This window comes from Lentzea californiensis (genome assembly GCF_024648825.1).
GTDB lineage: Bacteria > Actinomycetota > Actinomycetes > Mycobacteriales > Pseudonocardiaceae > Lentzea > Lentzea californiensis.
The window spans coordinates 142,612-164,075 of the sequence record NZ_JANBBE010000001.1 but is presented as its reverse complement, the minus strand read 5'-3'; the positions used below and the strand labels follow the sequence as shown (position 1 = coordinate 164,075).

Annotated in this window: 24 protein-coding genes; 11 read left to right on the top strand and 13 right to left on the bottom strand. The window is 69.4% G+C overall.

From position 1 onward, the window contains the following. Positions 1-5 precede the first annotated feature (5 nt). The 7 genes from LX88_RS00875 to LX88_RS00845 form a co-directional block, all read right to left on the bottom strand. Entirely contained in the window at positions 6-2,168 is a 2,163-nt protein-coding gene (locus LX88_RS00875) for a bifunctional polysaccharide deacetylase/glycosyltransferase family 2 protein (protein WP_258946015.1), read from the bottom strand. Continuing rightward, the gene (locus LX88_RS00870) at positions 2,165-2,506 is read right to left on the bottom strand and encodes a hypothetical protein (protein ID WP_258946014.1); all 342 of its coding nucleotides are present in this window, start codon (positions 2,504-2,506) and stop codon (positions 2,165-2,167) included. The genes LX88_RS00875 and LX88_RS00870 overlap by 4 nt, the downstream gene beginning before the upstream one ends. 130 nt (positions 2,507-2,636) lie before the next feature. Then, entirely contained in the window at positions 2,637-2,951 is a 315-nt protein-coding gene (locus LX88_RS00865; protein WP_258946013.1) for a hypothetical protein, read from the bottom strand. After that, the gene (locus LX88_RS00860) at positions 2,951-3,595 is read right to left on the bottom strand and encodes a DUF1707 SHOCT-like domain-containing protein (protein ID WP_372511150.1); all 645 of its coding nucleotides are present in this window, start codon (positions 3,593-3,595) and stop codon (positions 2,951-2,953) included. Before LX88_RS00860 ends, LX88_RS00865 begins: the two co-directional genes overlap by 1 nt. Positions 3,596-3,614: 19 nt before the next feature. After that, positions 3,615-3,812, bottom strand: a complete 198-nt coding sequence (locus tag LX88_RS00855; protein ID WP_258946012.1) for a hypothetical protein — start codon at positions 3,810-3,812, stop codon at positions 3,615-3,617. 126 nt (positions 3,813-3,938) lie between these two features. Beyond that, positions 3,939-4,931, bottom strand: a complete 993-nt coding sequence (locus LX88_RS00850) for a Gfo/Idh/MocA family protein (RefSeq protein ID WP_258946011.1) — start codon at positions 4,929-4,931, stop codon at positions 3,939-3,941. Between the two features lie 34 nt (positions 4,932-4,965). After that, positions 4,966-5,577, bottom strand: coding sequence for a maleylpyruvate isomerase N-terminal domain-containing protein (locus tag LX88_RS00845; protein ID WP_258946010.1), 612 nt, complete (start codon positions 5,575-5,577; stop codon positions 4,966-4,968). 33 nt (positions 5,578-5,610) lie between these two features. Between LX88_RS00845 and upp the strand changes: the two genes are divergently transcribed. Together upp and LX88_RS00835 are read left to right on the top strand one after the other, a co-directional pair. Beyond that, positions 5,611-6,234, top strand: a complete 624-nt coding sequence (gene upp / locus LX88_RS00840) for a uracil phosphoribosyltransferase (protein WP_090067472.1) — start codon at positions 5,611-5,613, stop codon at positions 6,232-6,234. Positions 6,235-6,330: 96 nt separating this feature from the next. Further along, entirely contained in the window at positions 6,331-7,629 is a 1,299-nt protein-coding gene (locus LX88_RS00835; RefSeq protein WP_258946009.1) for a glycoside hydrolase family 18 protein, read from the top strand. A 91-nt stretch (positions 7,630-7,720) separates the two neighbouring features. Here LX88_RS00835 and LX88_RS00830 read toward each other — a convergent pair whose 3' ends face one another. Continuing rightward, positions 7,721-8,320 (bottom strand): TetR/AcrR family transcriptional regulator, encoded by a 600-nt coding sequence (locus tag LX88_RS00830; RefSeq protein WP_258946008.1) that lies wholly within the window; start codon positions 8,318-8,320, stop codon positions 7,721-7,723. Between the two features lie 55 nt (positions 8,321-8,375). On the opposite strand from LX88_RS00830, the gene LX88_RS00825 reads away from it, so the two are divergent. Genes LX88_RS00825 through LX88_RS00810 form a run of 4 tightly spaced genes read left to right on the top strand, consistent with a single transcriptional unit; the run spans position 8,376 to position 10,375 of the window. Next, complete coding sequence (locus tag LX88_RS00825; RefSeq protein WP_030478506.1) at positions 8,376-8,582, top strand: YlcI/YnfO family protein; 207 nt, start codon at positions 8,376-8,378, stop codon at positions 8,580-8,582. 32 nt (positions 8,583-8,614) lie between these two features. Then, a complete protein-coding gene (locus LX88_RS00820; protein ID WP_258946007.1) occupies positions 8,615-9,001 on the top strand; it encodes a type II toxin-antitoxin system death-on-curing family toxin in 387 nt (128 codons plus the stop codon). A gap of 34 nt (positions 9,002-9,035) precedes the next feature. Continuing rightward, entirely contained in the window at positions 9,036-9,413 is a 378-nt protein-coding gene (locus LX88_RS00815; RefSeq protein WP_258946006.1) for a MerR family transcriptional regulator, read from the top strand. A 47-nt stretch (positions 9,414-9,460) separates the two neighbouring features. Beyond that, positions 9,461-10,375 (top strand): aldo/keto reductase, encoded by a 915-nt coding sequence (locus LX88_RS00810; RefSeq protein WP_090067473.1) that lies wholly within the window; start codon positions 9,461-9,463, stop codon positions 10,373-10,375. A gap of 70 nt (positions 10,376-10,445) precedes the next feature. On the opposite strand, the gene LX88_RS00805 is transcribed toward LX88_RS00810, so the two are convergent. Beyond that, positions 10,446-10,898 carry a flavodoxin family protein gene (locus LX88_RS00805; protein WP_258946005.1) on the bottom strand — a complete coding sequence of 151 codons (453 nt, stop codon included), beginning with the start codon at positions 10,896-10,898 and terminating at the stop codon, positions 10,446-10,448. Beyond that, the gene (locus tag LX88_RS00800; RefSeq protein WP_258946004.1) at positions 10,898-11,362 is read right to left on the bottom strand and encodes a hypothetical protein; all 465 of its coding nucleotides are present in this window, start codon (positions 11,360-11,362) and stop codon (positions 10,898-10,900) included. The genes LX88_RS00805 and LX88_RS00800 overlap by 1 nt, the downstream gene beginning before the upstream one ends. 20 nt (positions 11,363-11,382) lie before the next feature. On the opposite strand from LX88_RS00800, the gene LX88_RS00795 reads away from it, so the two are divergent. Both LX88_RS00795 and LX88_RS00790 read left to right on the top strand, forming a co-directional pair. Next, complete coding sequence (locus LX88_RS00795) at positions 11,383-12,009, top strand: class I SAM-dependent methyltransferase (RefSeq protein ID WP_258946003.1); 627 nt, start codon at positions 11,383-11,385, stop codon at positions 12,007-12,009. Between the two features lie 21 nt (positions 12,010-12,030). Next, on the top strand, positions 12,031-12,375 hold the full coding sequence (locus LX88_RS00790; protein ID WP_245982700.1) for a hypothetical protein: 345 nt from the start codon (positions 12,031-12,033) through the stop codon (positions 12,373-12,375). On the opposite strand, the gene LX88_RS00785 is transcribed toward LX88_RS00790, so the two are convergent. From LX88_RS00785 to LX88_RS00775, 3 genes are read right to left on the bottom strand one after another with little or no spacing between them, the layout of a single operon-like run. Then, positions 12,368-13,969, bottom strand: a complete 1,602-nt coding sequence (locus LX88_RS00785) for a phospho-sugar mutase (protein ID WP_258946002.1) — start codon at positions 13,967-13,969, stop codon at positions 12,368-12,370. The genes LX88_RS00790 and LX88_RS00785 overlap by 8 nt on opposite strands. Beyond that, positions 13,966-14,757, bottom strand: coding sequence for a purine-nucleoside phosphorylase (locus LX88_RS00780; protein ID WP_258946001.1), 792 nt, complete (start codon positions 14,755-14,757; stop codon positions 13,966-13,968). Before LX88_RS00780 ends, LX88_RS00785 begins: the two co-directional genes overlap by 4 nt. A gap of 46 nt (positions 14,758-14,803) precedes the next feature. Beyond that, entirely contained in the window at positions 14,804-16,441 is a 1,638-nt protein-coding gene (locus LX88_RS00775) for a serine/threonine-protein kinase (RefSeq protein WP_258946000.1), read from the bottom strand. Positions 16,442-16,531: 90 nt separating this feature from the next. Between LX88_RS00775 and LX88_RS00770 the strand changes: the two genes are divergently transcribed. The 3 genes from LX88_RS00770 to meaB are packed head-to-tail and all read left to right on the top strand — an operon-like array spanning position 16,532 to position 21,445. Next, positions 16,532-18,328 (top strand): methylmalonyl-CoA mutase family protein, encoded by a 1,797-nt coding sequence (locus tag LX88_RS00770; RefSeq protein ID WP_258945999.1) that lies wholly within the window; start codon positions 16,532-16,534, stop codon positions 18,326-18,328. After that, the gene (scpA, locus tag LX88_RS00765) at positions 18,325-20,460 is read left to right on the top strand and encodes a methylmalonyl-CoA mutase (protein ID WP_258945998.1); all 2,136 of its coding nucleotides are present in this window, start codon (positions 18,325-18,327) and stop codon (positions 20,458-20,460) included. Before LX88_RS00770 ends, scpA begins: the two co-directional genes overlap by 4 nt. Then, the gene (gene meaB / locus LX88_RS00760) at positions 20,453-21,445 is read left to right on the top strand and encodes a methylmalonyl Co-A mutase-associated GTPase MeaB (protein ID WP_258945997.1); all 993 of its coding nucleotides are present in this window, start codon (positions 20,453-20,455) and stop codon (positions 21,443-21,445) included. The genes scpA and meaB overlap by 8 nt, the downstream gene beginning before the upstream one ends. Positions 21,446-21,464: the final 19 nt, after the last annotated feature.

Sequence of the window (21,464 nt, the reverse complement as noted above, 5' to 3'; positions counted from 1 at the left end):
GGAGTCTAAGCGGAATGGGACGCCCGTCCTAAGTGAGGCGATTTCCGCAGGTCAACACGGTTGAGCGGCACAGTTCGCTCGTCGATTTCCGGTGCGTCCTGGGCGGCGCTGCCCGTGCGCTTGAGCTTCTGCCACGGCAGCACCGCACCGGCCAGCGCGGTGATCACCGACTGGATCACGACCAGGTACATGAGCTGCCGGTAGACGATCGGCTGGAGCGCGACGGCCCACAGCGGCCGCAGCCGTTCGCCGTCGAGCCGGAACGCGATCACCGCGGGGATCAGCTGCAGCACCAGGAACCCGAGCCACGCGAGCGCGCCGGCCACCGGATCGGTCCACAGGCTCAGCACCGCGAACACGTCGATCGCGGGCGCGAGCATCGGCAGCGCCACCTGGTAGAGGAAGAGGTAGGGCAGCGCGCGGCGGCCGAGTTTGCCGCCGAGGCCGCGTTCGAAGATCGCGCCGCGGTGCTTCCACATCGCCTGCAACGTGCCGTAGCACCAGCGATAACGCTGCCGCCACAGCTGCCCGAGGCTGGCCGGTGCCTCCGTCCACGCCCGTGCGGACTCTTCGTAGACCGCCGACCACCCGGCCCGTTCCAGCGCCATCGTCAGGTCGGTGTCCTCGGCCAGCGTGTCCTCCGGGACGCCGCCGACCTCGCGCAACGCCTCCACCCGGAAGCCGCCGACCGCGCCCGGCACCGTCGGCATGCACTGCATGACGTCGTACATCCGCCGGTCGAGGTTGAAGCCGATCACGTACTCGATGTGCTGCCAGCGCCCGAGCAGGCCGGACCTGTTGCCCACCTTGGCGTTGCCCGAGACCGCACCCACCTCGTGGTCGGCGAAGGGCTGTACGAGGTTCGCGACGGTCTCCGGTTCCAGCACCGTGTCGCCGTCGACCATCACGACGAGCTCGGTGCGGGTGTGCCGCAGACCGGTGTTGAGCGCCGCCGCCTTGCCGGCGTTGCGCTGGCGCACCAGCGAGACGTTGGGCAGCCGCAGGCTCTCGACCACCTCGGACGTGCGGTCGGTCGAGCCGTCGTCGATCACGATCACGTGCACGGGCCAGGTGCTGGACAGGATCGTGCGGACGGTCGCCTCGACGCCGGCCTCCTCGTTGTACGCGGGGACCAGAACGGTCACCATCTGCGGCCGCAACCGCGGCGCGTGCTTGCCGGGCTTTCGCCGCGCGTGGATCGCGGTCGTCACCAGCAGCACCGCCGCGCGGGCGAGCGCCAGCACGCTGGAGATCACGACGAGCCACGTCAGCAGTTCCGTGACGAACCGCGAGAACCGCACGGCGAGGGACACGGCGGTGCCCTCGGCGCGTTCGGTCGCCGTCGCCGGACGGGTGGCCTGCGGCACGCCGAACGCGTCACGGGCGGTCTGGAACGCGAACCCGCGCTCCTTCAGGCTCGGGATCAGCTTCTCCAGCGCCGCAACGGTTTGCGACCGGTCCCCACCGCCGTCGTGCATCAGCACCACGGCGCCCTTGTCGTCCTTCGGCGTGGAGTTCGCGGCGATGGCGTCCGCGCCGGGTGTGCGCCAGTCCTCGCTGTCGAGGTCGGAGAGCAGCACGAGGTTGCCGGCCGCCGTGATCCGCTCGATGCCGGCCAGGTCCTCGTCGTCGACCGCGTCCGGCCGGTTCGAGTACGGCGGCCGCACGAGCCGGCTGAACTCGCCGGTGCCGCTCGCCACGACGAGCCCGGTCTGCCCCAGTTCGACGCGGGCGCGGGTGTCGCCGACCTTGCCCAGGTCGACGTGGGTGAAGGTGTGCAGCCCCACCTCGTGACCCTCGGCGTGGACGCGTTCCAGCACGTCCTGGTGCTGCGCGGCGTTCGCGCCCGTCACGAAGAAGGTGGCCTTGACCTCGTTGCGCCGCAGCACGTCGAGGACCTTCGGCGTCCACTCGGGGTCGGGGCCGTCGTCGAACGTCAGCACCACCGTGCGGTCCGGCGTCGTGCGCGAGCTGAGCCCGGAGCCCGTGTCCCCGACCAGCGGACCGCCCTGGTGCACGGTCTCCGGCACCGTCCCGGAGGGTCCCGCCGTCGGCTGGGCGCCCTGACCGACGCGGCCGACCACGAACGTGTCCAGCAACAACGCGCCGAGCAGCACCACCATGCCCAACGCCAGCAGCACCCAGTGGGCGCGCGGCTGAGGCCTCACGGCTTGCCCTGACCGGGCTCGCTCGGCCGGTTCGACGCACCAGGCGGATCGGTCCGCTTGTTGGCGTTCTCGACCGTGGTGGTCGTCGTGGTGGTGGTGCTTGCCACGGGACGTGCCGTGGTGGTGACCGGTGGCGTGGTGGTGGTTTCGTTGCGTGGCAACGATGTTGCATCGGGTGACGAAGCGGGGGTGTCCGTCGTGGTGATGACGGCGGGCTCCGCGGCCTCGGGGATGGGCAGCAGGGTCGTCGGGTTCACCGGGCCACCGGCGAGCGCGATGACGAGAAGTACCAGGTAGGCCAGCACGCCGACGGCGACTGCGCCCATGGCGATGCGCATCACCTTGCGGCGGCGGCCACTCGGATCAACGAACACGGGTCTGTCAGAGGGAGTCGTCATGACCTTCGCGGGGGAGAGGCGAGCGGACGCCGGAGGTTAACCGGCTACGCCGCCCAGCGGAAGTCGTTCTTCAGAGCAGCAGTTCAGGCCGGTCGATGATGACGATCTCCCCGGCCCTGCCGCGTTCCTCGTAGAACTCCGCGACCTCGTTCAGGTCGTCGATCGGTTCGTGCAGCCAGGACCAGTCGCCCGGCAGCTTCGCCAACTCGTCACGCACGATCTTGAGCACGTGGTCGAGGCGGTTGACGTCGCGCCGGTGCCGGAAGTCGGCCTGTTCGCTGGAGATGATCACGGTCCAGCGGTGGGTGGCCCGTTCGCCGTCCATCTTGAGCCAGATGCGCGCACCGGCCATCTCCGCCAGTTCGACGAACTCCGCCAGCAACATCAGTCGAGCAGTTCCCGCAGGATGCTGGACTTCTTCCTCTTCGGGCCCTTCACCTCGACGCCACCCATGATCGCGAGCCCCGTGATCCGCACGGTAGGCGCGCCGGGGATGTGGCGGCGGCTCGGCACCCGTTCCTCGAACGCGCCCATGAACCCGAACCCGTCGACCTTGACGTTGATGTCGTCGGGCACCCGGATCTCCACGCCGCCCCAGAACGCGAAGCAGCTGATCGTCACCTCCGCCTCGGCGAAGTTGGCGTGCGTCAGGTCGATCTCGATGCCGCCCATGATCGCGACGGCGTTGTGCATCCGGGGGACGACCCAGCCGCCCTTGCGGTTGACGCCCGACCAGAAGGCCACCGACACCGCGCTGCCCGGCTCGCCGCCGATGCGGTCGCTCACGGCCGGGTGGTACTGCGGGAGGGCGGGGGTCTGCGGCAGGCCGCTCAGCACCAGGTCCGCGGTGATGGGGATGAGCTCGCCGTACGTCTTCGCGGCGTAGACGGCCCCGAGCCGCTCGTCCAGCTCGTGGATGTCGAGGCGGCCTTCGGCGGTCGCCTTGTGCAGCACCTGCGCGATCCGTTCCCGGTCCGCGTCCGAGGCACGCATATGGCTCTGGTCAGCGGGTACCAGCTCGTCGCTCACCCGATCGAGTCTAAAGCTCTCACTTGCGGTTCGGTGCGAACTTCACAGTGATCGCGAAGGCCACCACCAGGAGTGCGGCGAGCGCCGTCGCGAGGGCCGGGTTGAAGCTCCACATCAGTGGCAGCACACCGATCAACACGGCGAGTGATCCCGAAACACCCAGGATGACCAGCGGGGATTCACACCACTGCTGGACGGGTCGCTGTTCGATCGTCACCGTTCGTACCTCCGCGTCTCAACTGGCTATAGAGACTTTTCGGAGTCACCCGGCTGGATCTGTACTCCCGGATCGGGTTGTGCAGCCCCCTGATCAGGTGGTCATCGGAACCGGTTCGTGACCTCGTCAGGGAGTCGGCCGGCGCAGCGGCAGCCCGGCCGCCCGGTAGATCGAGTCGATCACCGTCATGTTCTTCACCGCGTCGTCCGCGGTCGTCGGGAACGGCTTGCCGTGCAGCACGGCGCCGGTGAACGCGTCGAGCTGGTAGGCGTAGGTCGGGCGCTTGCCGAACGTCTCCGTCGACTTCTTGTCCTTGAGCCTCAACGACAAGCGGTGCGCCAGGTGCGGGCCGAGCGGGTTGAAGACGCTCAACGTGCCGTTCTCGCCGATCGCCTTCATCGACAGCTTGAGCGCCGTCGACGACCACAGCGAGGCGTGCACGGAACCCGTGTGGCCGGAGGGGAAGCGCAGCGAGGCACGCATCGCGCGGTCGATGGAAGGCCCGCGCAGCAACGCTTTCGCCGACCGCACCTCGGGTTCTTCGCCGCCCAGCAGGCGTGCCATGTGCACGGCGTAGCAGCCGGCGTCCATCATCGCGCCGCCCGCGAGCGAGTAGTCGTAACGGATGTCGGAGAACATCGGCAGCGGGAAGCAGACCGAGGCCTCGACGTGCCGCAACGGGCCGAGCACGCCGGACCGCGCGATCTCGGCGACGCGGATCGCCAGCGGGTGGTAGCGGTAGTGGAACGCCTCCATCACCACCAGGCCGGACGCGCCGGCGGCCTCGGCCACGGTCGCGGCTTCGTCGGCGTTCGCGGTGAACGGCTTCTCGCACAGCACGTGCTTGCCCGCCTCCAGCGCGGCCAGCGTCCACTTGCCGTGCAGGCCGTTGGGCAGCGGGTTGTAGACGGCGTCGACCGCCGGATCGGCCAGGAGGTCTTCGTACGAGTCGTGCACGCGTGCGATGCCGTGCTTGTCGGCGAACGCCTTGGCCTTGGCGGCCGAGCGCGCGGCGACCGCCACGACCTCGGCGACCGTCGAGGAGCGGGCCGGGCGGACGACGGCGGACGGCGCGATCCTGGCCGCGCCCAGCACTCCGATGCGCACGTGGTCTGTCACGCGGCCGACCCTACACCTCTTCAGTTAACAGTGTTTACTCCACCAGGTCGGTCTTTCGTGCCGGGAAGAACGGGATCTTGTCGATCGGCGACGGGTCCGACCAGTTCCACGACTCCATCTGGCGGCGCGAGCGACGGCCGAAGAACGCGCGCCACAGCTCGTAGCCGTCGACCTCCAGCGTGATCGGGCCGTTGCCGAGGTCGCCGAACCCGGTCTTCACGGTCACGTCGGTCAGCCTGCGCGGCGTCATCCACACCAGCGTCGGCTGCCACACGGCGTCCGGCAGGCGTTCGCGGCCGAGCGCCGCGCGCAGGTCGGCCTCGTGCGTGATGGCGTCCACCGCCAGCTGGAACGGGATGCGCGGCATCTCGCCGATCTTGTCGCCGAAGACGTTCCACTGCTCCAGCAGCTCTTCCACCGGGACGTTCTCGCGCTCGGCGACGTGCCGCGCCGTCCACTCGTCCGACGGCGCTCCCTCCATGCGGCCGCTGACCAGATCCGACGCCGCGCCGGACAGGTGTGCGACCACCTGGTGCACGGTCCACTCAGGACAGGCGGGGACGGTTCGCCCCAGCTCCTCGGCGCTCAGGCCCATCGTCAGGCCGACGACGCGCTGCCGTGCCTCGCGGTAGATCTCTTCGAACACCCCTAGCTCCTCCCAGCGGTTACGGTGTCGAGCATGGACGTCCTGGTCGTCGATCATCCACTCGCCAAGGCGAGACTCACAACGATGCGTGACGCGCGCACGGACAATGCCGCATTCCGTGCCGCGCTGCAGGAACTGACCGTGATGCTGGTCTACGAAGCGACGCGCGAGGCGCCGCTGAAGGAAGACCGCACGCACACCCCGGTAGCTCGTACCACCGGCTACAAGCTCGCAAACCCGCCGCTGCTCGTTCCCGTGCTGCGGGCCGGGCTGGGCATGGCGGACCAGGCGCACAAGCTGATCCCGGACGCCCAGATGGGGTTCGTGGGCTTGGCGCGCGACGAGGAGACGTTGCAGCCGACGCCGTACATGGAGTCGTTGCCGGAGAACCTCGCCGGACGCCCGGTGTTCGTGCTCGACCCGATGCTCGCCACCGGCGGTTCGATGGAGTACACGATCCGCCTGCTGACCCAGCGCGGCGCGACCGACGTGACGGCGATCTGCGTGCTCGCGGCGCCCGAGGGGATCAACCACCTCGAGGACTCGAAGCTCCCGTGCCGTCTCGTCACGGCCTCGGTCGACGAGCGGTTGAACGACTCCGGTTTCATCGTGCCCGGGCTGGGCGATGCCGGTGACCGTCTGTACGGGGCGGTTTAGGACATACCTCCGATCGGACGTAGCAGTGGTCTAGACCTCAGGCCTATCGTGCTGTGGACCACACATGCCGCTGCCGCGATCCGAACAAGGAGACTCATGTCCAGACGGAGATGGGGTGTCGCCGCTCTTGCGGTCGGCGCCCTGTCAGCGTCGCTGGCTTCTGCGCCTGCGAACGCCGATGTCGCGACCAATGGGCACCACGGCTACTCGAAGACCCGCACCGTCGGGTACTTCATCCAGTGGGGCGTGTACGACCGGAACTTCCGGGTCAAGAACCTCGTGGACAGCGGGGCCGCCGCGCGGCTCACGCACCTGAACTACGCCTTCGGTTTCCTCGACGAGGCGGGCAAGTGCGTCAGCGCCGACCCGTGGGCCGACTGGCAGATGCCGCACACCGCGGAGCAGTCCGTGAGCGGCAAGGCGGACGAGGCCGGCCAGGTCCTGGCGGGCAACCTGAACCAGCTCAAGCAGCTCAAGGCCCGCTACCCCAAGCTGAGGATCAACATCTCGCTGGGCGGCTGGACGGGGTCGCGCTACTTCTCGAACGCCGCGCTGACGGCCGAGTCGCGTGCCGCGCACGTCAAGTCGTGCACCGACATGTGGATCAAGGGCAACCTGCCAGGCCTGCCGGAAGGTGCCGCGAAGGGCGTCTTCGACGGCATCGACCTCGACTGGGAGTGGCCCGGCAGCAACGGCAACATGGCTCCGCCCAACGTCGTGCGCCCCGAGGACAAGCAGAACTTCACCAAGCTGCTCGCCGAGTACCGCAGGCAGATGGGCTGGAACCGCGACCTGACCGCGTTCCTGCCGGCCGACCCCAAGCAGGTCGACGCGGGGTTCGAGGTCTCGAAGGTGTTCTGCTACCTCACTTTCGGCACCCTGCAGGGCTACGACTACCACGGTGCCTGGGACGCCCCGGCGAACCAGCAGTCCGCGCTGCGGGTGCCCAAGGATGACCCGTCGGAGTTCGAGTTCAGCACCGAGGTGACGGTCGACGCGTGGCTTTCGCGCGGTGCCCCGCGGTCCAAGGCCGTGCTCGGCGTGCCGTTCTACGGCCGCGGCTGGGACGGCGTCGCCCCCGGCACGCGCAACGGCCTGTTCGGCACCGGTGTGCCGGCGCCCGCCAAGTACGAGGCCGGTTACGAGGACTTCCACCGCATCAAGGCGAAGCTCTCCGAGCCCGGCAACACCTACAAGATCTACCGCGACGAGAAGGCCGGCTTCGCGTGGATCTACGACGGCAAGACCTGGTGGACCTACGACGACGCGACCGAGATGAAGCGGAAGGCTCGCTACATCAACGACCGCAGGCTCGGCGGCGCGATGATCTGGTCGCTCGACGGCGACACCGCCAACGGCGAACTGATCAAGGCGCTCGACGGAGCACTCAAGTAGGGCCGCACCACCGAGACGGACTGTCCTAACCGGACAGTTCAGCGGGTCCGGGGAGGTTTCGCGGCGGCCGCCTCCCCGGATTCCGTGGTGTTCAAAGAGATTTCCCGGTTTCCGTGCGCCAGCCCCTGCCGTGTGCGCGCAACGCCAGTTCGTAGGTGGCGGCCGCGTCGACGCCGGGCGGCAGGTTCCCGTTGAGCTCCAGGCTCACCAGGCCGTGCGCGATGCCCCACATGGACATCGCGATCTGCTCCGGGTCCTGCGCGAGGTAGACCCCCTGCTCCACCGCGCGCCGCACCGCGTTGATCACCGGCGCGAACGTCCTGCCCGCCGCGCGGCTCATCTCCGACGTGTGCTCGACGACCTTCGAGTAGAGCACCGAGTAGAACTGAGGGTCCTGCAGCGCGCTGCGCCGGTACGCGAGCCCGATCTGCAGCAGGTCTTCCGCGGGGTCGTCCGTGACCGGGACCGCCGCGAGGCTCGTCCCGAACTGCGTGAAGGCCTCCTCGTAGAGCGCCTCGAGCAGTGCTGGTTTTCCGCCGAAGAGGGAATAGACCGCCGTCGTCGAGGTGTTGACGTCGGTGGCGATCTTGCGCAGGCTCACCGCGGCGGGGCCCTCGGTGCTGAGCAACTCGCCCGCCCGTTCGAGCAGCCGCCGTCGCAGAGCGTCGTCGTGGGTCTTGGGCCTGGGCATCACGCAATCCTAACGGCCGCTGGCCTGAGTGGTATCAGGTTGATACCGTCGCTCCATGGCGATGACCTTGCGGTTGACCGAGGAGGAGAACCTGCGGCTCGCCGAACTGGCGCAGTCCGAGGGGCGCTCCAAGCAGGAGGTCGTGCGGCTGGCGATCGCGGACCGTTACCAGCGCATGCAGCAGGAGGAGAAGCTCGGCGAGGTGCTCGGGCGAGTCCTGCCCAAGTACCGAGGTCTTTTGGATAGGCTCGGATCTTCCTGAAACCGTCAGACCTCTGTGATCAACTGGATGCCGTGATCTCCTACCTCGACGCCGGGGACCTCTTAGTGCTGGCCACGGCCGTGACCGGTGGCGATCTCCTCGTCAGGGACATCGGCCTGCTGGACACGGCGGCCTACCGTCCCCGTGCGACCGTGCTCGGCGTGGAGGCTTACGACACGCTGTGGCTGAAGTCCTCCGCCCTGCTCGACTCGATCGTCCGCACCCGCCCTCTCGTCGAGGGCAACTGGCGGCTCGCCTGGGTCGCCGCCGTCACGATGTGCGACATCAACGGCTACTGGATCGACGCCGCCGAGGACGATGCGCTCGACCTGGTCCGCTCCCTCGGCCGCGACAAGATCGACCTGCGGGAGATGGCCGATCACCTCGAAACGTGGGGCATCTCGAAGGATTCCGCTTGACCTAGAGTGCACTCCAGGTCTTAGCGTCGAGTCCGTGAGTTACTCGATAGCCCAAGCCGCGCAGCGCAGTGGGTTGTCCATCGACACCTTGCGCTACTACGAACGAATCGGGCTCGTCGACCCGCCCACACGGGACTCGGGCGGGCGTCGCAGCTACTCGGAGGAAGACCTCGGCTGGCTGGCCTTCGTGACGCGCCTGCGCACGACCGGCATGCCGATCCGCATGATGCGCGAGTTCGCGCAGCTCAGGCACCACGGCGACCTGACGGCAGGCCGTCGCAAGCAGATCCTCGTCGAGCATCGCAGCGACGTCCGCGCCCGCATCGCGGAGCTGCAGACGTGCCTGGAGGTGCTCGACTACAAGATCGACCACTACGCGGTGGTCGAGCGTGACTTGGAGGCGACGGCGTGAGCCGTTCATTGGGATCGTTGCAGGTCGGGCCGCAGGGCCTCGGCTGCATGGGGATGTCGGAGTTCTACGGCGCCGGCGACGAGGCGGAGTCGGTCGCGGTGATCCACCGGGCCCTGGAGCTCGGCGTCACGCTGCTCGACACGGCCGACATGTACGGGCCGCACCTGAACGAGGAGCTGGTGGGCCGCGCGATCGCGGGCCGCCGTTCCGACGTCGTGCTGGCCACGAAGTTCGGCATCGTGCGTGAAGGCGAACGTCGTGGCGTGCGTGGCGACCGCGAGTACGTGCGGTCCTCGGTCGAGGGTTCTCTGAAGAGGCTCGGCACCGACGTGATCGACCTGTACTACCTGCACCGGGTGCCGGCGGACACGCCCATCGAGGAGACCGTCGGCGCGATGGCCGAGCTGGTCACCGAGGGCAAGGTGCGGTTCCTCGGCCTGTCCGAGGCGGGCGCTCAGACGCTGCGGCGCGCCCACGCCGTGCATCCGATCACCGCTCTGCAGAGCGAGTGGTCGCTGTGGTCGCGCGACATCGAGGCCGAGATCGTGCCCACCGCCCGTGAGCTGGGCATCGGCCTCGTGCCGTACTCCCCGCTGGGCCGTGGCGTGCTGACCGGCCGCTTCGCGTCGTCCGCGGACTTCGGCGAGGGCGACTTCCGGTCCGTGAACCCGCGCTTCTCCGGCGCGAACCTCGACGCGAACCTGAAGATGGTCGCCGAGCTCCGCGCCCTGGCCGAGGCACGCGGCGTGACCGCCGGTCAGCTCGCGCTGGCCTGGGTCCAGCACCGCGGCGCGGACGTCGTGCCGATCCCCGGGACCAAGCGGATCAAGTACCTGGAGGAGAACGTCGCGGCGGCTGCCCTGGAACTGTCGGAAGCCGATCTGGCCGCCATCGAGGCCGCTGTGCCGGCGTCCGCCGTGGCCGGGGACCGGTATCCCGACATGAGCTCGATCGGCCGTTAGAACATACGTTCGAATGCATCCCCAGGGTTGTCCACAGGTTGGGGACAACAGGCTGTGGACAACCCCGGGTTCATGTGGACAACTGGGCCGCGACCGTGGCCCCGAGCTCCCAGCACGCCTCCAGGTCCGCCTTCGACGGCTCGCCGGTGACGACCACGTGCTGTGCCGCCTTCTCCCAGCCCAACCCGGTCGTGGCGGTCTCCACGCTGCGCACCGCGCCGGTCGTGTCGTTGTTGCCGTGCACATAAAGCCCGAACGGCCTGCCGCGCGTGGAGTCGAGACACGGGTAGTAGACGGTGTCGAAGAAGTGCTTCAGCGCACCGCTCATGTAACCGAGGTTCGCGGGCGTGCCCAGCAGGTAGCCGTCGGCCTCCAGGACATCCACAGCGGTTGTGGACAACGCGGCTCGGCGGACCACCTCGACGCCCTCGATCTCGGGGGTGGAGGCGCCGTCGACCACGGCCTCGAACATCGCCTGGAGGGCGGGCGACGGCGTGTGGTGGACGAGCAGCAGGCGTGCCATCACCAGTCCATCTCGTAGTTCTGCTTGTTCGGCGAAGTGATCTCAACGCCGAGTGCGACCAGGTCCTCGGTGGTCACGGTCCACACCGACGAGTCCACCATGCCGAGCACCTCCTCGACGATGCCGAGGTGCGCCTTGGCGGACATCTGGTTCAGCGCGTGTATCTCGTCCACCTTGTCGAGGACGCCGCCGCCCTCCAACCGGCGGAAGAGCAGGCCGCCCTCGCCGAAATCCATCGGTCCGGTGATGGCCGCGTTCGACCGGACCGTGTTGTTCAGCAACATCTTCATCGCCGGGTCGGCCTTCAAGTCGATGCCGAACGCCTTGAGCAGGCCGTCGCGCAACTGGATCTGGTGCTGCTTCATGTCCTTGCTGAAGCCACCGCGGAACATGTCGAGGCCGCGCCTGCTGTCCGGGTGTGCGTCGAGCACGGCCTGCGCGAGATCACGCCGCGTGTAGTCCATGGGCGGCAACATAGATGACCATGACCCGCGCCTCCTACGACATTGTCGCCGCGAACTACGCCCAGCTCATCCCGGACGCGCACGACGGCCGCCCGCTCGACGCCGGGTTCATGCGCGCGTTCGCCGAGCTCACCGGGGGCCCGGTGGGCGACATCGGCTGCGGTACCGGCCGCATCACGCAACACCTGCACGAACTGGGCCTCGACGCGTTCGGCATCGACCTGTCCGACGGCATGCTCGAACAGGCAAGGAAGCTGTACCCGCACCTCACGTTCACCCAGGGCGACATGACGAGGCTGGACCTCGCGGACGACAGCCTCGGCGGCGCCGTCGTCTGGTACTCCACGGTCCACATGCCGGCGAGCGAGGTGCCGTGGCGGGAGTTGCACCGGGTCGTCGCACCCGGCGGGTACCTGCTGCACGCCTTCAAACTGGGTGACCGGAAGGGGCACCTCACCCACGCGTACGGCCACGACGTCGACCTCCCCGTCCACTGGCACGACATCGACGAGACCGTGACGAACGCGACCGAGGCCGGGTTCAACGAAGTGGCACGGCTGCAACGTCAGAAGGGTGTGGACGAAGGCGGTCCGCAGGGGTTCCTGTTGCTGAACAAACGGAACCCCGCAGCCGGAAGCGCGTCTTGAAGGGTGTACACAGGAGGGACCATGAAGACCACCGCCCTAATGCACACCAGTCCTCGTCAGCGCCGCATCACCTGGGGTTTCGGCCTCGCGGTCGGCATCGGGATGATCGGGTTCGGGCCTCTGTTCGCGTCGTTGTGGCCGGGGTTCGACCACAGCCCGTGGGACATCAACACGATGTTGCTCGGACTCGGCGTGGGGCTCTGCACGATCTCGTACATCTTCGGGCGCATCGCCGTCGCGGCGGTCACCGAGGGGCGCCGCAACGCGGTCGCCCCGCCGACCAGAAGGGCCTACTTCGTGGCCGGCGGGGGTTTCGTCCTCGCCGCGCTCGCCTTGACGGTCGCGTTGATGACGTCAGCTAGCTGACGAGTCCCGTCACCCGTTCCCGCAGTGCGGCCAACCGGGCCCGGCCTGCCGCACGGGCGGACTCCAGTCCGTCCGTGACCGGCTCGACGACCTCCAGGTACGCCTTGAGCTTCGGCTCGGTGCCGGACGGGCGGACGATCACGCGCACACCGTCCGCCGTCCAGCGCAGCACGTCCGCGCCGGGCAGCAGGTCCTCGGACGCGAAGTCCACCGGAGGGTCGGCGCGCAGCCGCGCCATCGTCGCGCCGATCAGGCTCAGATCGGTGTACCGCAGGGAGACCTGGTCGGTCAGGTGCAGGCCGTGGTCCGCCGCGAGCTGGTCCAGCGCGTCCAGCAACGTGCGGCCGGACGCCTTCAGGGCGGCGGCCAGGTCAGCGGCGACGACGGCGGCCGAGATGCCGTCCTTGTCGGCGACGTGCGTGGGGTCGACGCAGTTGCCCAGCGCTTCCTCGTAGGCGAACACCAGGCCCTCACCCGCGCGCGCCAGCCACTTGAAGCCCGTCAGCGTCTCCGCGTACCGGGCGCCGTGCGAGGCTGCGATCGACTTCAGCAGCGACGACGACACGATCGTCGTCGCCACCAACGGATCCGTGGAGTCGGTGGTCGACAGCACGAGCGAGCCGAGCAGCACGCCCGTCTCGTCGCCGCGCAACATCCGCCACGTCCCGCCGTCGTCGACGCCCAGCGCACACCGGTCCGCGTCCGGGTCCAGCGCGATGGCCAGGTCCGCGTTCACCGACGCCGCAAGGGCGAGCAGCTCGTCGGACGCGCCCGGCTCCTCCGGGTTCGGGAACACCACGGTCGGGAAGTCCGGGTCCGGTACCGCCTGCGACCGCACCACGTGCACGTCGGTGAAACCCGCGCGCCGCAACGCTTCCACGGCGAACGCGCCACCCACGCCGTGCATCGGCGTCAGCGCGATCTTCAGCGAACGGGAGTTCCCGCGCGGCAACGACGAGACCCGCTCCAGGTACGCGTCGACGTCGGCGTCCGAGACCGTGGTGTACGTGGCGTTCCGCGGCACGGAGACCGCGGCCGGCACCGCCTCGATCGCCTTCTCGATCTCGCCGTCCGAGGGCGGCACGATCTGCGAACCACCGGTCAGGTACAGCTTGTACCCGTTGTCCGCGGGCGGGTTGTGCGACGCGGTGATCTGGATCCCCGCCACCGCGCCATGTGCGCGCACCAGGTATGCCAGCACCGGCGTGGGCAGCGGACCCGGCAGCACCCGCACGTCGAAGCCGGCCGCCGCCATCACCTCGGCGGCGGCGGTGGCGAACTCCTCCGAGCCGTGCCGCGCGTCCCGTCCGACGAACACCAGGCCCGGTGCGCCGAGCCACGACGCCAGACCGGCCGTCGTGCGGACGACCGTGGCCACGTTCATGCCGTTCGTGCCCGCCCGCACCGGCCCGCGCAGTCCGGCGGTGCCGAACGTCAGCGGGCCGGCCATGCGGTCCTGGAGGTCCTCCACCGCGGCCGGGTCGCCGCCCATCGCCCGCGCCAGCACGCCCTGCAACTCGGCGCGGGTCGCGTCGGACGGGTCGTCGGCGATCCACCGGAACGTCGCGTCACGCAGTGCCGGCGTCAGGCTCATGCCCGGTCCACCAGCTCACGCAGCAGCGTGCCCATGCGCTGAGCGGCGGCGGCGCCGGCCTCCAGCACCTCCTGGTGGTTCAGCGGCTCACCGGTGATGCCCGCCGCGAGGTTCGTGACCAGCGACAGGCCGAACACCTCGACGCCCTCGGCGCGCGCGGCGATCGCCTCGTGCACGGTCGACATGCCGACCAGGTCCGCGCCCATCGTGCGCAGCATCCGGATCTCGGCGGGCGTCTCGAAGTGCGGGCCGGGAAGCCCCGCGTACACGCCCTCCTCCAGCGACGGGTCGATCTCCTGCGCGACCTTGCGCAGCCGCGGTGAGTACAGGTCCGTGAGGTCGACGAACCGCGCGCCGACCAGCGGCGACACCGCCGTCAGGTTCAGGTGGTCGGAGATCAGCACCGGCTGCCCGACGGCCATGCCCTGCCGCAGGCCACCGGCCGCGTTGGTCAGCACGACCGAGGACACGCCCGCGGCGGCGACGGCGCGCACGGCGTGCACGACCTTCTGGACGCCCTTGCCCTCGTAGCCGTGGGTGCGGCCGAGCACGACCAGGACCTTCTTGCCGCCGACGTCGACGGAACGGATGGTGCCGCCGTGGCCGAGCGCGGTCGGCGCCTCGAAGCCCGTCAGCTCGCCCACTCCGATCTCGGTGACCGGCTCGCCGATCACGTCGGCGGCGGGTCGCCAGCCGGAGCCGAGCACGATGGCGATGTCGTGCTTCGTGTTGCCGGTGCGGCTCTGGATCTCTTCCGCGGCCTTGCCGGCCAGCTCTTCTGGAGTCACCGCGAGAGCTTAAGCCGTGTCCAGGAGGTCTGTCCGGGGAGACGGCTCACACCGGGGCGAACGTCGAGGCGATCGCGTCGAACAGCCGCACGCGCGCCTCGTCCTCCTGCTCGGTCGGCACCACGACCTCGACCACCCACAGGTCGTTGCCGTACGGCAGCACGCGCGAGAAGTGCGACCTCCGCAGCGCGTTGGGCTCGTCCCCCTCGACCGTCCGGTAGATGAACTGGACGCTGGCCTCGCTGTGCGGTCCGGCCAGGTCCGGCGTCGGCACCATCTCGCCGCCGAAGAACCTGCCGGGCCAGCGCCCCTGCACCCCGGCGACGTACATCTTGATGTCGCGCTTCGGGTAGTACTCGGGGAACCGCTGCACCGTCACCTCGTACGCGCCGCTCCCGGACACGAAGTGCACCATCGCCGAGGCCGGCAGCCGCTGGTCGGCGGACCGCTGCTCGGCGTAGGCCGACCAGCTCTGCTCGACGTGCAGCGTGAACTTGCCGCCCTGGTCACCGTTCGCCAGCACGGCCGACGCGGTGCGGGGCTGCAGCGTCGCCGACGTGGGCAGGGTCGGCAGGGTGGGCAGCGTCTGCTCGGTCGGCGGCAGCAGCGAGGCACCCGCGACGAACCTGATCAGCGCGAAGCCCCCGCCGGACCCCGCCACGAACAGCAGCACGGCCACGACCAGCACCAACGCCGAGGTCAACCGGCCTCGTCGCGGCGGGGGACCGAGCGGCTTGGTGACGAGGAACGGCAGCGGGCCGGGGTCGTCGGCCAGCGGCGCATCCGGTTCGATCTTGGGCTTGGGCCGCACGACGATCGGCGGCTGCACCGCGGCGCGGACCTCGAACGCGTCCGTGCCGGGCTCCGGCAGCAGCTGGTAGACCTGCTTGCGGACGTCGACGAGCGACAGGCGCTCGGCCGGCTCCTTGCGCATCAACCCGCTGATCACCGGCGCGAGCCGACCGGCACCGGCCGGTACCGGCACGTCGCCGTTGATCACCGCGTTGATCGTCTGCATGACGTTCTTGCCCACGTACGGCGGCTCGCCGGCCATCGCCGCCCACATCGTCGCGCCCAGCGACCACCTGTCCGCGGCCGCCGACACGTCACCACCCTGCGCCACCTCGGGCGCGATGTAGGCGGGGGTGCCGAGCGTGATGCCGCGCGCGGTCATCGTGGCCTCGGCGACGTTGCGGGCGATGCCGAAGTCGGTGAGCTTGACCCGCCCGTCGTCGGCGATGAGCACGTTGCCGGGCTTCACGTCCCGATGCGTGATGCCGGCCCGGTGCGCCGACTCCAGCGCCGCCGCGATCGCGTCCAGCACCGCCGCGCCCTGCTTCTCGGTGAGGCAGCCCTGCTCCTGCAGCACCTCGCCGAGACTGCGCGACGGCACCAGCTCCATCACCACGTACGGGTCGCCGTCGTGCTGGACGACGTCGTAGAGCGTCACGAGGTTCGGGTGGGACAGCGCGGCGACGGCACGTGCCTCGCGCATGGTCCGTTCGCGCAGTTGCGCGGCCTCCACGTCGGGCATGCCCGGGGTGTGCAGGATGCCCTTCACGGCGACCTGCCTGCCCAGCACCTCGTCGCGGGCGGCCCACACCGTGCCCATGGAGCCTTGACCGAGCACGTGCAGCAACTGATACCGCTCCGCGATCAGGCGCTTCAGGTCAGCCTTTTCCACGTCTCGATTGTTCCTGACACACTGACTGCATCGTTAACGGCGGTGAACCTCACATAGCCGTGCACGTACCGGTCGGTAAAACTGCAACGCATGATGGAGTTGGCCTTGCCCGCCGAATTCCGCCCGAACGAGTTCCCCGCCGCGTCGAGGGAGCAATGGCGTGAGCTGGTCGACGCCGTCCTCTCCAAGACCGGCGCGAGCTTCGACTCGCTGGTCACGAAGACGTACGACGGCATCGAGCTCCAGCCGCTCTACACCCTCGACGACGCCCTGGAGCCGTACGCGCTCGCCCCGGTGAAGCAGGGCTGGGACATCCGCCAGCGCCACGCCGTCCCGGACCCGGTCGCGCTCATGAACGACCTGGAGGGCGGCGTCACCTCGCTGTGGCTCGCCGTGCCGGCCTCGTCGCTGGAGCGCCTGCTGGACGGCGTCTACCTCGACCTCGCGCCGATCGTGCTCGACGGTTCCGTCGAGGCCGCACGCGCGATGCTGCGGATCTACGACCAGGCGCCGTTGCTGGCCGCCGACGTGCGCGGCAACCTGGCCCTGACACCTTCGGGTGAAGCTCTCGACGTCATCAAGCAGGCGCGCGCGCAGTTCCCGGGCCTGCGGACCGTCGTGGTGGACGCGCTGCCGTTCCACGACGCCGGTGGCTCCGACTCCGAGGAACTGGGCGCCTCCCTCGCCCTGGCGGTCTCGTACCTGCGAGCGCTGACCGGTGCCGGTCTGCCGGACGCGGAGGCGTTCGAGCAGCTGGAGTTCCGGTACGCCGCGACGGCTGACCAGTTCATGACGATCGCCAAGCTGCGAGCCGCTCGCCGGCTGTGGGCGCGGGTCGCCGAGGTGTCCGGCGTCGAGACCGTGCAGGTCCAGCACGCCGTGACGTCGTCCGCGATGATGACCCGCCGCGACCCGTGGGTGAACATGCTGCGCACGACGGTGGCATGCCTGTCCGCCGGTCTCGGCGGGGCCGACTCGGTGACCGTGCAGCCGTTCGACGCGGCCATCGGCCTGCCGGACGAGTTCGCCCGGCGCGTCGCGCGCAACACGCAGAACCTGCTGCTGGAGGAGTCGCACCTCGGCGAGGTGATCGACCCGGCCTCCGGGTCCTGGTACGTCGAGAAGCTGACGGACGCCCTCGCCGTCGAGGCCTGGGCCTGGTTCCAGGAGATCGAACGGGCCGGCGGGATCGGCTCGGCTGGGTCGCTGGTGGCCTCACGGATCGCCGCCACGTGGGCGGCCCGGTCGGCCCGGCTCGCGGATCGCAGCGACCCGATCACGGGGGTGAGCGAGTTTCCGAACCTCGGCGAGAAGCCGGTCGTCCGCGATCCCGCTCCCGACGTCGACGCTGCCTCCGGAATCGATTCCGACTCGCAGGCCCCCAGGGGGGACGCGCCCCCCATCCCAATCTTCTCAACCAGGTCCGACAATTTCGGACTGCCGCGGGTCCGTTATGCACAGGCCTTCGAAGAGTTGCGCGACCTCGCCGACGCCCAGCCCGAACGCCCCCAGGTCTTCCTGGCCACCCTCGGCCCGGTCGCCGCGCACACCGCCAGGGCCACCTTCGCCGCGAACCTCTTCAACGCCGGTGGCTTCGCCACCCCCAGCGCGGGCCCCACCAGGACCGCGGAGGAAGTGGCGCAGAAGTTCAAGGAGTCCGGCGCGAAGGCCGCCGTCCTGTGCGGTAGCGAGGCCAGCTACGCCGAGAGCGCGGTCGCCACCGTCGAGGCGCTGCGTCAGGCCGGTGCCGAGCGGGTGCTCCTGGCGGGCAAGAAGAGCGACGCGGACGTGGACGGCTTCGTCTTCACGGGCTGCCCGGCGCTGGAAATCCTGAACAGCACCTACGCATTCCTTGCCGTAGAAGAAGTTAAGGGAGTGGAGCGATGATCCCCAACTTCGCGGACATCGACCTCGGTCCTCTCCCGCAGGCGAAGTACGAGACCGACCTGCCGTCGTGGGAGACGCCGGAGGGCATCGCGGTCAAGCCGGTCTACGGTCCGTCCGATGTGGACGGTCTCGACTTCCTGCGGACGTACCCCGGTGTGGCGCCGTTCCTCAGGGGCCCGTACCCGACGATGTACGTCAACCAGCCGTGGACCGTGCGCCAGTACGCGGGTTTCTCGACGGCCGAGGAGTCGAACGCCTTCTACCGCCGCAACCTCGCGGCCGGTCAGAAGGGCCTGTCGGTGGCGTTCGACCTCGCCACCCACCGCGGCTACGACTCGGACCACCCGCGCGTCGCCGGTGACGTCGGCATGGCCGGGGTGGCGATCGACTCGATCTACGACATGCGGACGCTGTTCGACGGGATCCCGCTGGACAAGATGTCCGTCTCGATGACGATGAACGGCGCGGTGCTGCCGATCCTCGCGCTGTTCGTGGTGGCGGCGGAGGAGCAGGGGGTGAAGCCGGAGCAGCTCATGGGGACGATCCAGAACGACATCCTCAAGGAGTTCATGGTCCGCAACACCTACATCTACCCGCCCGCGGCGTCGATGCGGATCATCTCCGACATCTTCAGCTACACCTCCCAGCACATGCCGAAGTACAACTCCATCTCGATCTCCGGCTACCACATGCAGGAGGCCGGTGCGACGGCCGACCTGGAGCTGGCGTACACGCTCGCGGACGGCGTCGAGTACATCCGCGCCGGCCGGGCGGCCGGTCTGGACGTCGACAAGTTCGCGCCGCGCCTGAGCTTCTTCTGGGCGATCGGCATGAACTACTTCATGGAGATCGCCAAGATGCGGGCCGCGCGCCTGCTCTGGGCGAAGCTGGTCAACGACTTCGAGCCGAAGAGCCAGAAGTCGCTCAGCCTGCGCACGCACTGCCAGACGTCCGGGTGGAGCCTCACCGCGCAGGACGTGTTCAACAACGTCGCGCGCACGTGCGTCGAGGCGATGGCGGCGACGCAGGGGCACACGCAGTCGTTGCACACCAACGCGCTCGACGAAGCTCTCGCCCTCCCCACCGACTTCTCCGCGCGCATCGCCCGCAACACCCAGCTGCTGCTGCAGCAGGAATCCGGCACGACGCGCGTGATCGACCCGTGGGGCGGCAGCGCCTACGTCGAACGCCTCACGGCGGAACTCGCCGCGAAGGCCTGGGAGCACATCTCCGAGGTCGAGAAGGCGGGCGGCATGGCCCGCGCGATCGACGAGGGCATCCCGAAGCTGCGCATCGAGGAGGCCGCCGCCCGCACGCAGGCGCGCATCGACTCCGGGCGTCAGCCCGTCATCGGCGTCAACAAGTACCTGGTGGACACCGACGAGCAGATCGAGGTCCTCAAGGTCGACAACGCGGGTGTCCGCGTCCAGCAGCTCGAAAAGCTGCGCAGGCTCAGGGAAGAGCGCGACCAGTCCGCGGTGGACAGTGCGCTGGAGGCCCTGACGAAGGCGGCGAGCGGCGAGGGCAACCTGCTGGAGCTGGCGATCGAGGCCGCCCGCGCCAAGGCCACCGTCGGCGAGATCTCCGAGTCGCTGGGCAAGGTGTGGGGCAGGCACAGCGCGCAGATCCGCACCATTTCCGGCGTGTACCGGCAGGAGGTCGGCTCAGTGTCCAACGTGGACGCCTGCCGCGAGGTCGTCGAGGCGTTCGCGGAGGAAGAAGGCCGCCGCCCTCGCATCCTGGTCGCCAAGATGGGCCAGGACGGGCACGACCGCGGCCAGAAGGTCATCGCCACGGCGTTCGCGGACCTCGGCTTCGACGTCGACGTCGGCCCGCTGTTCCAGACGCCGGACGAGGTCGCCCGCCAGGCCGTCGAGGCCGACGTGCACATCGTCGGCGTGTCCTCGCTCGCCGCCGGCCACCTCACGCTGGTGCCGGCGTTGCGCGAGGAGCTCGCGAACCTCGGCCGCGAGGACATCATGATCGTCGTCGGCGGTGTCATCCCGCCGCAGGACTTCGACGAGCTGTACGCGGCGGGCGCGGCGGCGATCTTCCCGCCCGGCACCGTGATCGCGGACGCGGCCAAGGACCTGCTGGTGAAGCTCTCGGACCAGCTGGGAAACCATGGCTAGGGCGGTCGACGTCGCCGAGTACACCAGGGGCGTCCTCGACGGCAACCGCGGTGTGCTCGCGAAGGCGATCACGCTGGTCGAGTCGACGCGCGCGGAGCACCGGGCCAAGGCTCAGGAGCTCCTGGTCGAGCTGCTGCCGAAGTCGGGTGACGCGATCCGGGTCGGCATCACGGGCGTGCCCGGCGTGGGCAAGTCGACGTTCATCGACGCCCTCGGCACCGTGCTGACCGAGCAGGGGCACCGGGTCGCCGTGCTCGCCGTCGACCCGTCCTCGACGCGCACCGGCGGCAGCATCCTGGGCGACAAGACGCGGATGCAGCGGCTGTCGGTGAACGAGAAGGCGTTCATCCGGCCCTCGCCGACGTCGGGAACGCTCGGCGGCGTCGCACAGGCCACCCGCGAGACGATCGTGCTGGTCGAGGCCGCGGGCTTCGACGTGGTGCTGGTCGAGACGGTCGGCGTCGGGCAGTCCGAGGTGGCCGTCGCGAACATGACGGACTGCTCACTGTTCCTGACCCTCGCGCGCACCGGCGACCAGTTGCAGGGCATCAAGAAGGGCATCCTGGAGCTCGCGGACGTCATCGCGGTCAACAAGGCCGACGGCGAGCACGAGCTGGACGCCCGCAAGGCCGCGCGCGAACTGGCCGGGGCGTTGAAGCTCCTGCGCCCGCCGGACGCGCTGTGGCACCCGCCCGTGCTCACCTGCTCGGGTCTCACCGGTACCGGTCTCGACGAACTGTGGTCCCGAGTGCTGGAACACCGCAGGACCCTGGCCGACGCCGGGGAACTGGAGGAACGGCGCCGGCGTCAGCAGGTCGACTGGACCTGGATGATGGTCCGCGACGAACTGTGGCGGCAGGTGCGCGAAAGCACCGCCGTGCGTTCTCTGACCTCTTCTCTCGAAGAGAAGGTCCGGCTGGGAGAGCTCACCGCCACCCTTGCGGCCGAACAGATTTTGAAGGCGTTCCAATCGGACTCACGGTGAGCGCTTAGCTAGTTTGGGT